Source organism: Piscicoccus intestinalis NBRC 104926, from assembly GCF_001515525.1.
Taxonomy (GTDB): Bacteria; Actinomycetota; Actinomycetes; order Actinomycetales; family Dermatophilaceae; genus Kineosphaera; species Kineosphaera intestinalis.
Map to the genome: position 1 here is coordinate 31,706 of NZ_BCNQ01000008.1, position 12,799 is coordinate 44,504.

The window sequence follows — 12,799 nt, forward strand, 5'->3', positions numbered from 1 at the left end:
CGTGAGCCTGACCGCCCCCGCCGACGTCGACGTCGAGCCGCTCGTCGTCGACGACATCACCCTGACCTCCCGGCTCATCCTCGGAACCGGCGGCATTCCCAGTCTCGACGCGCTGGCCGCCGCGCTCGACTCATCGGGCACCGAGCTGACGACCGTCGCGATGCGCCGCTACACCCCGAGCCAGGCGGGCTCGCTCTTCGAGCTGCTGACCGACCGCGGCATCCGCATCCTGCCGAACACCGCCGGCTGCTTCACGGCCCGCGAGGCGGTGCTGACCGCCGAGCTGGCGCGCGAGGCGCTGGAGACCGACTGGGTCAAGCTCGAGGTCATCGCCGACGAGACGACGCTGCTGCCCGACGCGCCGGAGCTGCTCGAGGCCGCCGAGCAACTCGTCGCCAAGGACTTCAAGGTCTTCGCCTACACCAACGACGACCCGGTCACCGCGCTGCGCCTCGAGGAGCTGGGGTGCGTGGCGGTCATGCCGCTCGGCGCGCCGATCGGCACCGGGCTCGGCATCCTCAACCCGCACAACATCGAACTCATCGTGTCGCGGGCGCAGGTGCCGATCGTGCTCGACGCGGGCATCGGCACCGCCTCCGACGCGGCCCTGGCGATGGAACTCGGGTGCGACGCGGTGCTGTTGGCGACCGCGGTGACCCGGGCGCACGACCCGGGCCGGATGGGTGCGGCGTTCCGGCACGCGGTCGCGGCGGGCTGGCTGGCGCGGCACGCGGGGCGCATCCCCAAGCGGGAACACGCGCTGGCGTCGTCGCCGATGGACGGGCGGCCCGACCTGTGAGCGCGAGGACCCCCGCCCCGGCCTCCGCGCGCTGGACGCCGCCGACGCTGCCCGCGCTCGTGGAGCCGGGCCCGCAGCTGACTCCCGAGCAGGCCCGCCGCTATTCGCGGCACGCGATCCTGCCGGGCATCGGCATCGAGGGGCAGCGCCGACTGCTCGCCGCGAAGGTGCTGATCATCGGCGCGGGAGGGCTGGGATCGCCCGCGCTGCTGTACCTGTCGGCGGCCGGGGTCGGCACGATCGGGGTCATCGACGACGACGTGGTCGAGGAGTCGAACCTGCAACGCCAGGTGGTGCACGGCGTCGGCGACGTCGGCCGCCCCAAGGTGGAGTCGGCCCGCGACGCGATCGGACGGCTGGACCCGGCGATCGAGGTCATCACCCACCAGGAGCGGTTGACGGTGCAGAACGCGCTGGACATCGTCTCCGGCTACGACCTCGTGCTCGACGGCGCGGACAACTTCGCGACCCGCTACCTCGTCGCCGACGCCTGCGAGATCACCGGCACGCCGTGCGTGTGGGGGTCGATCCTGCGCTTCGACGGTCAGGTCAGCGTGTTCTGGCCGGGCCGCGGGCCGGTGTACCGCGACGTCTTTCCCGACCCGCCCGATCCGGCGCTCGTGCCGTCGTGCGCGGAGGCGGGGGTGTTCGGGGTGCTGTGCGCGGCGATCGGCGCGGCGATGGGCACGGAGGCGGTCAAGCTCATCACCGGCGTCGGGCGCACCCTCGTCGGGCGGCTGCTCATCTACGACGCCCTCGACGCGACCTGGCACGACCTGGCGATCCGCCCCGACCCGGCGCGGGAGCCGGTGCGCGAACTCGTCGCGGTCGGCGACTACTGCGCGGTGCCGGGCTCGGCGCCCACCGATAGCGGGCCGGAGCGCCCCTTGGGCTCGGAACTCGACGTCGCCGCGTTCGACGAGCTGCTCGCGGCCCGCGCGCGCGGCGAGAACTCCGTCGACCTCGTCGACGTGCGCGAACAGGTCGAGTGGGACCTCGGCCACATCGACGGCGCCCGGCTCGTGCCCAAGGACGAGATCCTTTCCGGCGCCGTCGAACTCCCCCGCGACCGGCCGCTCCTGCTGCACTGCGCCGCTGGCGCCCGCTCCGGCCAGGTGCTCGACCACCTCCTGGCGCACGGGTACATCGACGTGCGGCACCTGCTCGGCGGCTACAACGCCTGGACCGCCGAGCACGCCAGCGATCCGACCGGAGGCTGAGTTCGCCACCCCGCCTGCGAACTCACGCTGGCGAAGATCGAGCGTGGCGTCACGGGCTCGCCCCCACCGAAACGGTGAACGCACTGGCGGTCGCGGCGGTCAGGGGCGGCAGACGCCGTCTTGGCGGGCTGCCTGCGCGACGGCGGCGGACACGGCGGGCGCGACGCGCTCGTCGAACGCCGAGGGCACGATGTAGTCGGGCGCCAGGTCGTCGCCGACGACGCCGGCGATCGCAGCGGCCGCGGCCGACTTCATGTTCTCGGTGATGCGCCGCGCCCTCGCGTCGAAGGCGCCGCGGAACACGCCGGGGAACGCGAGCACGTTGTTGATCTGGTTCGGGAAGTCGCTGCGACCCGTCGCGATGACGGCGGCGATGTCGGCAATGAGCTCCGGACGGATCTCCGGGTTGGGGTTGGCCATCGCGAAGACGATCGGGTCGTCGGTCATCGAGCGCACGTCCTCGACCGTCAGCAGGTTCGGGCCGGCGAGCCCGACGAACGCGTCGGCGCCGGCGATGACGTCGGTGATCGTGCCCGCGAGCCGGTTCGGATTCGTGTTGCCGGCGAACCACTGCTTGCTGGCGTTGAGGTCCTCCCGGCCGGTGTGCACCGCGCCCTGCCGGTCGACACCGATGATGTTGCGGACCCCGGCCGCCATGAGCATCTTGCTCACCGCGACCCCGGCCGCACCGACTCCGGCGACGACGACCTTGAGATCCTCGTGCCGCTTGCCGACGAGCCGCAGCGCGTTGTGCAGCGCCGCGACCGCGACGATCGCCGTACCGTGCTGGTCGTCGTGGAAGACCGGGATGTCGAGCGCCTCGATGAGCCGCTCCTCGATCTCGAACGCGCCCGGTGCCGCGATGTCCTCGAGGTTGATGCCGCCGAACGTCGGCGCCACCTTGGTGACGAGATCGACGATCTCGTCGGGGCTCTTGGTGTCGACGCACAGCGGGAACGCGTCGACGCCGCCGAAGTGCTTGAAGAGCATCGCCTTGCCCTCCATCACCGGCATCGCGGCGTGCGGACCGATGTCGCCGAGCCCGAGCACCGCCGTGCCGTCGGAGACGATCGCGACCGTGTTGCGCCGGATCGTGAAGTCGTGCGACGACTCCTCGTTCTCTGCGATCTCCATGCACACGCGGGCCACGCCGGGCGTGTAGGCCATCGCGAGGTCGTCCATGTCGACCAGCGGCGAGGTGCCCGAGACCTCGATCTTGCCGCCCTCGTGCATCCGGAAGGTGCGGTCGTTCCACTCCAGGATCTCCACGCCGTCGAGCGCCTCGATCGCCGCGCGCACCTGCCGCTGGTGGGCCTCGCTGCCGCAGTAGACGACGAGGTCGTCGGTGAGGTGCGAGGTCTTGACGACGAATCCCTCCAGCCCCGTGATGTTCGCGCCGACCTCGCCGATCGCCACGGCGAGGCGCCCGAGCGTGCCGGGCCGGTTGACCATGCGCACCCGCATGTGAATGGAGTAGGCGGGGGTCGGGGTTGGCGTCATCGACATAGCCCGAAGGCTACTGTCGGCCGCCCCGACGGCGCCGTCAGGGTCCGGCCGCCGACAGGACACCGGCTCCACGACGGGACACCGGCTCGTCGACCGGACACCGGCTCGTCGACGGGACACCGGCTCCCCGACCGGACACCGGCTCGTCGACGGGACACCGGCGATCGCAGGTGTTCGGTCGAGTCAGGCGTGTCCAGAGAGCCCGCCGGTGTCCCGTCTCAGCCCGCGAACCGGGCCTGGCTCGGACCGCGAACGACCCGGCGCGGCCCGGGAGCGACCGGCGCGGCCCGGGGAGGAACCCTCGAAGCCCGGGAGCGACCGGCGCGGGACGGCTCAGGCGGCGGCGGAGAGCGCGTCGCGCCGGAACAGCCAGATGCCCAGCGGGGTCGCGATCGCGAGCCCGTCGAGCCGGAGACCGGCCGCGGCCACCTGTTCGCGCAGCACCGCCGCGAACTGCAGGTCGTTGCCGGTCGGCTCGGGGCGGCCGCGGTGGGCGATGACCGCCACCAACCGCGGCGCGACGCGAGCCTGCGCGACGCCCTCCAGTAGCGGAGCCAGCGTCGCGCGTTGCGTCGGTGACGGCTCGTCGAAATCCCACCGGTCGATCGCGATGGGCTGGTGCATCCGCCCGTCGGGCCCGCACAGCAGCAGGTACAGGGCGCCGCTGAACCGGCTTTCCATGCTCGCGCACAGGTCGACGACGTCGGCGAGGATGTCGGGGTCACTGATCGGGCGCTCGGCCCATCCGGGAGGAAGATCCTGAAAACTCATGCCCCCACGATGCCGCGCCCACGACACACTCAGCCCCCGTTATCCACAGGCCTGTGGATAACGGGGGCTGGAGACAGAGTGCCGAGCGTCAGGCCGCCAGAGTCACGCCGCCAGAGTCAGGGAGACGGCGGCACGCGACAACACGACGTCGACGAGGCGGTCGTCGTCGGCCAGCGGTGGCGCCAGGGCGTCCACCCCCGCCGCACTCGCGCGCCGGGCGCCGGCATCGAGCAGCCGGCCCGGCGCGAGGAACCACGGCACGACCGCGAGGCGGCTCGCGCCGCGCGAGCGCACCGACTCCACGACGGTCTCCAGGCTGGCGCCCCGGGTGACGAAGGCGGCCCGCACCGGCACGCCCAGTGCGCGCTGGATCCGCTCGGCCACGGCGTGCACCTCGCGGTTCGCCGACTCGTGCGAGGAGCCGGTGCCGAGCAGCACGACGCCCTCGTGCCCCTGCGCCACGAGGTCGCGGGCGCGGGCGGCGACGGCGGCGTCGAGCAGCGGATGCGGGCCGAGCGCGTTCCCGATCCCCACGCTGACGTCGCGGCGGCCGGCGAGCGCCTCCTGCACGCGCCCCGGCAGGTCGTCGGTGGCGTGGAACGCGGTGCCCAGCAGCAGCGGCACGATGCGCACCTCGCCGCGCAACCCGGCGAGCACGTCTTCCAGCAGCGGTTCGGACAGCTCCAGGAAGGCGAGCTCGACACGGCCCCCTGCCCGCGCGGCCACCCGTTCGCGCAGGTCACGCAGGGCCTGCGCCGAACGCGGGTCGCGACTGCCGTGCCCGACGAGCAGCAGCGTCGGGCGCGTCGAGCGGGCGGGGCGGCTCGACGTCACGGGCTGAGCCACTCGTCGTCCTCCTGGTCCTTGGGCAGGATGCCGAACCCGGGCGGGCCAGCCATGCCGGCGGCCAGGGTGGCCCCGGTGTTCGGGTCGATGAGGATGAACGCGCCGGTCTCGCGCAGCCGCACGTAGTCGTCGACCGCGACCGGCTCGGCCAGCTGCACCTCGACGCGGGCGATGTCGTTGAGCCCGATCGGGCGCCCGTGGGAGACCCACGCCGAGGCGTCCAGATCCCAGTGCGCCCCGACCTCGCGGACGATGGCCCGCACGGTCGCGGTCCCGACCTTGGCGAGCACACGCGCGCCCGCAACGCCCTGCCGCTCGGCGAGCCACGCGACGGTGCCGGAAATCTCCCGCACCTCCTGCGGCACGCCCTTGACGTGGCTGAGCACCTGACCGCGGCCCACGTCGAGCTCGTCGGCGAGCAGCACGGTCACCGAATCGCCCGAACTGGCCCGCTCCACCGGGCCCCACGGCGTGTCGATGCCGGTGACCCGCGAACGCAGCCCGCCGGGGGTGACCAGCACGTCCTCCCCGACCGCCACCGCGCCGGAGGCGATCCGGCCGGCCAGCCCTCGGTAATCGGGGTGCTCCGCGGTGCGCGGCCGGACGACCAGCTGCACCGGCAGCCGCAGCGGCAGCTCCTCGGTGCGCACGTCGAGATCCTCGAGGATCTGCAGCAGCGGCGGCTCGTCGCTCCACGACGGGCCCGGCTCGACGACGCCCTCACCGGTCAGCGCCGAGACGGCCAGCACCTGCAGGTTGCTCAGGCCGAGCGACTCGGCCACCTCGACGACGTCGCGGGCGACCTCGTCGAAACGCTCCTGGCTCCAGTCGACCGCGTCCATCTTGTTGACGGCGACGATGACGTTCGGCACCCGCAGCAGCGCCATGACCGCCAGGTGGCGACGGGTCTGCACGAGCACGCCGTTGCGGGCGTCGACGAGCACGAGCGCTGCCTGCGCCGTCGACGCGCCGGTCACCGTGTTGCGGGTGTACTGCGTGTGGCCGGGGGTGTCGGCGAGCACGAAGCTGCGCTTGGGCGTCGAGAAGTAGCGGTACGCGACATCGATGGTGATGCCCTGCTCGCGCTCGGCGCGCAGACCGTCGGTCAGCAGCGCGAGGTCGACGTCCTCGCTGCCGCGGCGGCGGCTCGCGCTCTCGATCGCCTCGTACTGGTCGGCCAGGATCGACTTGGTGTCGAACAACAGCCGCCCGACCAGCGTCGACTTTCCGTCGTCGACCGAGCCCGCGACGACCAGGCGCAGTTCGCGCCGGGCCTGCGCGGGCGCCGTCGCACCCGCCTCGGCGGTGATGGTGCTCATCAGAAGTAGCCCTCTCGCTTGCGGTCCTCCATGGCGGCCTCGGAGAGGCGGTCGTCGGCGCGCGTGGCGCCACGCTCGGTGAGCCGGCTCACCGAGATCTCGGCGATGACGTCGTCGAGGGTCGTGGCGGTGGAGTCGACGGCGCCGGTGCACGACCCGTCTCCGACGGTGCGGTAACGCACCGTGCGCGTCTCCAGCCGCTCGTCGTCGCGGGGCCCGAACCACGGGCCCGGGGTCAGCCACATGCCGTCGCGCAGGAAGACCTCGCGCTGGTGCGCGTAGTAGATGCTCGGCAGCTCCACGTTGTCCTGGGCGATGTAGCGCCACACGTCGAGCTCGGTCCAGTTGCTCATCGGGAACACGCGGGTGTGTTCGCCGGGGGCGTGCCGGCCGTTGTACAGCGTCCACAGCTCGGGGCGCTGATTGCGCGGGTCCCAGCTGCCGAACGCGTCGCGGATCGAGAACACCCGTTCCTTGGCGCGAGCCCGGTCCTCGTCGCGGCGCGCGCCGCCGAGCACGGCGTCGAACTTGTGCTGCACGATCGTGTCAAGCAGCGGCACGGTCTGCAGCGGGTTGCGGGTGCCGTCGGGGCGCTCGACGAGGCGGCCGTCGGCGATCCAGTCCTCGACGTGGGCGACGACGAGGTTGTGTCCACCCTCTGCGACAACGCGGTCGCGGTACTCGATGACCTCGGGCAGGTTGTGCCCGGTGTCGACGTGCACGAGCGTGATCGGCAGCGGAGCCGGCGCCAGGGCCTTGCGGGCCAGGTGCAGCAGGACCGCCGAATCCTTGCCGCCGGAGAACAGCAGCGCGGGCCGGTCGAACTCCGCGACGACGTCGCGCACGATCTGGATGCCCTCGGCCTCCAGCATGCGCAGTGAATAGTCCAGCGTGGGCGCGGCGGTCGCGTCGTCGCCGCTGGTCTGCGGGTCGGCTGTCAGCGTCACAGCAGGTGCCTTTCTGCCAGGAGGGTCAGCAGCGTCTCGACGTCGGCGGCCAGATCGGTGCCGGTCGTGTCGAGTCGCAGGTCGGGGTCGGTCGGGGCTTCGTAGGGGTCGTCGACCCCGGTCAGCGAGGAGACCTCACCGGCGGCGTGCTTGGCGTACAGCGCCTTGACGTCGCGCCGGGCACATTCGTCGACGGGGGTGGCCACGTGCACCTCGAGGTAGGCGGTGCCATCAGATTCGTGGCCGGCCCGCACCGCGGCGCGGGTCTCCTCATAGGGCGCGATGACCGGCACGAGGGCGATGACGCCGTGCTTGGCGAGCATGCGGGCGAGGTAACCGACGCGCCCCACGTGGGCGTCGCGGTCGGCGCGGCTGAAGCCGAGCCCGGGCGAGAGGGCCTCGCGCAGCTCGTCCCCGTCGAGCACCTCGACGCGCCGGCCGCGCCCGCGCAGCTCGTCGGCCAGCGCGTACGCGATCGTCGACTTGCCGGCACCGGACAGCCCGGTGAGCCAGATCGTCACGCCCGGGACGCTCGGCGCGGTGGTCCGCTCGGTGGTCCGCTCGGTGGTCCGCTCGGTGGTCCGCTCGGCAGCCGAGGTGGCGGGCGCGCTCACAGGTTGATCCCGCACTCGATCTTGCCCGTGCCGGCCCAGCGGCCCGAGCGCGGGTCTTCACCGGGGGCCACCTTGCGGGTGCAGGTCGCGCACCCGATCGACGGGTAGCCCTGGGAGAGCAGCGGGTTCATGATCACGTCGTGCTCCTTGACGTAGGCCTCGACGTCGGCGTCCGACCACGCCGCGAGCGGCGCGACCTTCACCCGGCGCCGCCGCAGGTCGAACGAGATCTGCGGGGCGCCCGTGCGGGTCACGGCCTCCGCGCGGCGCATGCCGCTGCCCCACGCCTCGTAGCGCTCCATCGCCTCGTCCAGCGGCGCCTCCTTGCGCAGGAGGCAGCACAAGTCGGGGTTGGTACCGAACAGGTCCTTGCCGTACGTCTCGTCCTGCTGCGCGGGCGTCTGCTCGGGCACGAGGTCGACGACGTTGACGTCGTAGCGCTCCCGCACGGCGTCGCGCGTGGCCAGCGTCTCCGGGAAGTGGTACCCCGTCTCCAGGAAGAGCACGTCGGTGCCGGGCGCGACCTGCGAGACGAGGTGCGCGAGCACGGTGTCCTGCATGGAGGCGGTCAGCGCCCACTTGCTGCCGAAGGTGCGCGCCGCCCATGCGATGACGTCGCGGGCGTCGGCGTCGTGCCCCTCGCTGATGCCGAGTTCGGCGATCCCCTCGTCGACGATCCGCTGCAGTTCGTCGGCCGAACGCAGCACAGGTCGCCCACTGATCTGTGCAGTCATGCTTGTCTCCTTGGCGTCGCGCGATGCGAGCCGGTCCTTACGAAGGCTGGTCGAGGACGCCTCAGACGAGCTGGTCCTCGGGGGCGCGCTGTGCCCACTGGGCGAATCGCTCGCCCGGGGTGTGGCCCTGTGCGTAATGACGCACGACGCGCTCGACATATTCCGGCAGCTCGGCCGCGGTCACCTTGTGCCCGCGCAGCTTTCGCCCATATCCGGCGTCGAGGCCGAGGCCGCCGCCGAGGTGCACCTGGAAGCCCTCGACCTGGTTGCCGTCGTCGTCGGTGACGATCTGGCCCTTGAGGCCGATGTCGCTGGTCTGGATGCGGGCGCAGCTGTTCGGACAGCCGTTGAGGCCGACGTTGACCGGGTTCTCCAGGTCGACGTCGCGCAGCCGCGACTCCAGCTCACCGACGAGGGTGGCCGCGCGGCCCTTGGTCTCGACGATCGCGAGCTTGCAGTACTCCAGGCCCGTGCAGGCCAGCGTGCCGCGGCGCCACGTCGAGGCGCGTGCCAGCAGGCCCAGCGGCTCGACGGCGGCGATGAGCTCGTCGACCTTCTCCGGGGCGACATCGAGCACGAGAAGCTTCTGCAGCGGGGTCAGGCGGATGCGCTCCGACCCCGCGGCGCGGGCGGCGTCGGCCACCTGCTGCAGGATCGAGCCGCTGACACGCCCGGCGATCGGGGAGAACCCGACGATGCGGTTGCCGTCGTTCTGCTCGTGCACGCCGACGTAGTCGAGCGGCTCGGCCGGCGCCTGCGCGGCGGGGCCGTTCTTGAATTCACGCTCGAGGTACTCGGTTTCGAGGATCTCGCGGACCTTCTCGGCGCCGATGTCTTGTACCAGGTACTTCAGACGCGCCTTGTTGCGCAGGCGACGGTAGCCGTAGTCGCGGAAGAACGCCGTGACCGCGTGCCAGACCTCGGGGATCTCCTCCAGCGACACCCAGGCGCCCAGGCGCACGGCCAGGTGCGCGCTGGTGCTCAGGCCGCCGCCGACGAGCACGTCGAAGCCGGGGCCGTACTCGGGGTGCTCGACCCCGACGAAGCTGATGTCGTTGATCTCGGGCACCGCGTCCCAGGACCAGCTCACGCTCGTCTTGTACTTGCGCGGCAGGTTCGACAGCGTCGGGTCGCCGATGAACCGCTCCTTGATCTGGGCGATCGCCGGGGCGGCGTCGATGACCTCGTTCGCGGCCACGCCGGCGACCGGTGAGCCGAGGATGACGCGGGGGCAGTCACCGCACGCCTCGGTGGTGTCGAGGCCGACCGCAGCCAGACGCTCCCAGATGACCGGGACGTCCTCGATGCGCACCCAGTGCAGCTGGATGTTCTGCCGGTCGGTGATGTCGGCGCTGTCGCGCGCGAACTCCGTGGAGATGCCGGCGATCGTCTCCAGCTGCGCCAGGCTCAGCGCGCCGCCGTCGACGCGCACGCGCATCATGAAGTGCACGTCGTCGAGCTCCTCGGGCTCCAGCTGAGCGGTGCGGCCACCGTCGATGCCGGGCTTACGCTGCGTGTACAGGCCCATCCAGCGAAAGCGCCCCCGCAGGTCGTCGCTGGGGATCGAGTCGAACCCCTGCACGGCGTACTGCTCGAGGATGCGGGCGCGCACGTTGAGCGGGTTGTCGTCGCGCTTGAATTCCTCGTTGTGGTTCAACGGGTCGCGCTGCCCCAGCGCCCACTGTCCTTCGGGTCGGGGCTGGCGGCCGGATCCGCGGCGGGGACGAGCGCCGCGATCGGCGGGCGCACCCTCGCGCTTCGCATAATCCTCGGTTGTGATGGCCATACCGCGAGCTTATATACGCGCGGAGACGGTTCGCCCAGGTGTCCACGGATCGGTCGCCCCGTGCTCAGCCGACTCGGGCGCCACCGGGCACACCGGGCCCACCGGGCCCACCGGGCCCACCAGGCCGGCCGGTGCTGTGCTCGATGCGGCGACCGACGGATCGGTCGAGCGGCCGGCCCGTGCGGCGGCCGCCGGATCGACCTCCGCGACCGCCGGATCGACCGACGCGGCGGCCGGAGCGCCCGACGCGGCGGTACCGCAGGGCGGCTTCGACGCCGCCGCGATCGCCCAGATCCTCGCCGCGAGCGAAGGCCGCCCACATCGCGCGCAGCCCGCGCCCGGCCCGGTCCACCTCGGCCCAGTCGACCCCGGTCAGGAGCGCCGCTGTGCGCCAGGCCGGTTCGCCGCCGAAGAGCAGCGGCAGGTCGATGGTGTGCGCGGCGCCCCACTCGTTGTCGGCGTGGCCGGCGTGGCCGGCATCGTCGGCGTTGTCGGCGTTGTCGGCGCCGAAATCGATGACATACCGCCACGCCTGGCCCCCCGCGGCCGCGTGCCGGCGGGCGAAGCGTCGGGCGGCCCGCCCGTACACCGCCTCCGTGGCGGCACCCACGAGCCCACGGCGCAAGGCGGGGCCTAGGCGCGGCCGGCTCAGAGCGCTTTGCAGGGCCTCGATGCGCGGCACGAAGAGCCGGGCCTCCTCGCTGGTGTACCCGATGAGCACCGGAACCCGGGGCGCGACCTCGTCCCAGGCCGCGTCGATTCCGCGCTCCGCGGGCAGCGGCGGGTGGCCGTACTGCGGTCCGAACGGCATCGCCGAGCGCAGCCCGTGCCGGGCGGCGGCGCGTGACACCGCCTCCTGGCGGGCGACGAGTTCGTCGGTCGAGGCCTGCGGGTCGAGCGGCCCCGGCGCCGACTGCATCGCCTGCGTCATCGCCGCGCGGCCGCGGGAGATGCCGAGCGGAGCACTCTGGATGATCGCGCGGGCGAAGAGCCCGGTCGCGCCCGGCACAGCCATGAGGTGGGCGACGGCGTCCCCTCCGGCCGACTGCCCGACGAGCGTGACGCGCGCCGGGTCGCCGCCGAACGCGGCGATGTTGCGATGCACCCAGCGCACCGCCTCGAGCTGGTCGAACAGGCCGAGGTTGGCCGGCCGTCCGTACGCGCCGCCGAGATAGCCGAACAGCCCGAGCCGGTAAGTGACCGTCACGACGATGACGCGCTGCTCGGCCACGAGGGCGCGGGGGTCGCAGTTGCGCAGGTCGCCGGCGCCGGAGACGTAGGCGCCGCCGTGGATCCACACGAGAACCGGCAGCTGTTCGCCCGCGCCGCGATCGGCGGGCATGGTGATCGACAACCGCTGGCAGTGCTCATCGGTGCGCGTCGACTCCGCGACGGCCCAGCCGCCGAGCACCTCGTCGAGAAACGGCACCGGAGCTTGCGGGCACGGCGGTGACCACTGCGTCGCCTGCAGGGGCTCGGTGTTGCGCCGATCCGGCAGCGGCACAGGCAGCTCGAAGCGGTCGGCGGCCGCGTACGGGATGCCGGTGGCCCGGTGCACGTCGCCGTCGGCCCACCCGGCGACGGGTCCGCACGGCGGCCGGAAGGTCGGCTGCCCCGTCACGTTCGACTCGGCCCCGTTCGACTCGGTCGCAAGCCGCCCGGTCGCGTGCGGCTCGGTCGGCTCTTGCGTCTCGATCGGCTCGTCGTTCACTCGGTCGATTCTCGCGCGCGACCCGGGCGTACCGCTGCCTGGGGCTACCGACGAGTCACCGGCTCAGCGGGCTTCTTCCGGCGGGAGCCGGTCGACGAGTTCGTCCCGCAGCCGCCGCGAGAGCCGGAAGTCGCCTCCGGTCACGACCGCGATCTGCACGTCGCCGCGCCGGCCGGTGGCGGGGGTGACGGCCTGCCCGAGGTCGCCGTCGTCGGCGCGCACGCAGAAGGTCCGGTGCGTCTCGGCCTCCGCGACGACCGCCGCGTTGACCGCCGGGGAGTCGGTGGCCGCCATCGCGTACCACGCGTCAGCGAGGTCGCCGCCTCGGTATTCGCGCGGCTCCCAGGTGATTTCTCCCGCGCGGGCGGCGGCCTCGACGGCGGGTTCGAGCCGCGGCGAGACGACGTGCACGCGGGCCCCGGAAGCGAGCAGCGTGCGCAGCCGCCGGGCGACGACATGCCCGCCGCCGATGACCACCACGCGACGGCCGATCAGGTGCAACCCCACGAGATAGGCGGGTTCACGCGAACTCACCCCCGCATGCTG

At 72.7% G+C, this 12,799-nt stretch carries 12 protein-coding genes; 2 read left to right on the forward strand and 10 right to left on the reverse strand.

Annotated features, from left to right (window positions below; translation table 11 throughout):
- The first annotated feature begins 1 nt into the window (after nucleotide 1).
- Nucleotides 2-799, forward strand: a complete 798-nt coding sequence (locus PINTE_RS02720; RefSeq protein WP_068425874.1) for a thiazole synthase — start codon at nucleotides 2-4, stop codon at nucleotides 797-799.
- Nucleotides 796-2,019, forward strand: a complete 1,224-nt coding sequence (gene moeB / locus PINTE_RS02725) for a molybdopterin-synthase adenylyltransferase MoeB (protein WP_068425876.1) — start codon at nucleotides 796-798, stop codon at nucleotides 2,017-2,019. Before PINTE_RS02720 ends, moeB begins: the two co-directional genes overlap by 4 nt.
- Before the next feature lie 99 nt (nucleotides 2,020-2,118).
- On the opposite strand, the gene PINTE_RS02730 is transcribed toward moeB, so the two are convergent.
- From PINTE_RS02730 to PINTE_RS02775, 10 genes are all read right to left on the reverse strand, one after another.
- Nucleotides 2,119-3,519 carry an NAD-dependent malic enzyme gene (locus PINTE_RS02730; RefSeq protein WP_068425975.1) on the reverse strand — a complete coding sequence of 467 codons (1,401 nt, stop codon included), beginning with the start codon at nucleotides 3,517-3,519 and terminating at the stop codon, nucleotides 2,119-2,121.
- A gap of 339 nt (nucleotides 3,520-3,858) precedes the next feature.
- Nucleotides 3,859-4,296 carry a hypothetical protein gene (locus PINTE_RS02735; RefSeq protein WP_068425879.1) on the reverse strand — a complete coding sequence of 146 codons (438 nt, stop codon included), beginning with the start codon at nucleotides 4,294-4,296 and terminating at the stop codon, nucleotides 3,859-3,861.
- Between the two features lie 102 nt (nucleotides 4,297-4,398).
- A complete protein-coding gene (locus PINTE_RS02740; protein WP_084343149.1) occupies nucleotides 4,399-5,142 on the reverse strand; it encodes a sirohydrochlorin chelatase in 744 nt (247 codons plus the stop codon).
- Nucleotides 5,127-6,461, reverse strand: a complete 1,335-nt coding sequence (locus tag PINTE_RS02745; RefSeq protein ID WP_068425886.1) for a sulfate adenylyltransferase subunit 1 — start codon at nucleotides 6,459-6,461, stop codon at nucleotides 5,127-5,129. The genes PINTE_RS02740 and PINTE_RS02745 overlap by 16 nt, the downstream gene beginning before the upstream one ends.
- On the reverse strand, nucleotides 6,461-7,408 hold the full coding sequence (gene cysD / locus PINTE_RS02750) for a sulfate adenylyltransferase subunit CysD (RefSeq protein ID WP_217996471.1): 948 nt from the start codon (nucleotides 7,406-7,408) through the stop codon (nucleotides 6,461-6,463). The genes PINTE_RS02745 and cysD overlap by 1 nt, the downstream gene beginning before the upstream one ends.
- Nucleotides 7,405-8,022: an adenylyl-sulfate kinase gene (gene cysC, locus PINTE_RS02755; protein WP_157087042.1), complete on the reverse strand. Its 618-nt coding sequence runs from the start codon at nucleotides 8,020-8,022 to the stop codon at nucleotides 7,405-7,407. Before cysC ends, cysD begins: the two co-directional genes overlap by 4 nt.
- Nucleotides 8,019-8,756, reverse strand: a complete 738-nt coding sequence (locus PINTE_RS02760; RefSeq protein WP_084343152.1) for a phosphoadenylyl-sulfate reductase — start codon at nucleotides 8,754-8,756, stop codon at nucleotides 8,019-8,021. The genes cysC and PINTE_RS02760 overlap by 4 nt, the downstream gene beginning before the upstream one ends.
- Before the next feature lie 61 nt (nucleotides 8,757-8,817).
- Nucleotides 8,818-10,542 carry a nitrite/sulfite reductase gene (locus tag PINTE_RS02765; protein WP_068425889.1) on the reverse strand — a complete coding sequence of 575 codons (1,725 nt, stop codon included), beginning with the start codon at nucleotides 10,540-10,542 and terminating at the stop codon, nucleotides 8,818-8,820.
- Between the two features lie 64 nt (nucleotides 10,543-10,606).
- Nucleotides 10,607-12,163, reverse strand: coding sequence for a carboxylesterase family protein (locus tag PINTE_RS02770; RefSeq protein ID WP_084343162.1), 1,557 nt, complete (start codon nucleotides 12,161-12,163; stop codon nucleotides 10,607-10,609).
- Between the two features lie 153 nt (nucleotides 12,164-12,316).
- Nucleotides 12,317-12,787, reverse strand: a complete 471-nt coding sequence (locus PINTE_RS02775) for a precorrin-2 dehydrogenase/sirohydrochlorin ferrochelatase family protein (RefSeq protein WP_068425893.1) — start codon at nucleotides 12,785-12,787, stop codon at nucleotides 12,317-12,319.
- Nucleotides 12,788-12,799: the final 12 nt, after the last annotated feature.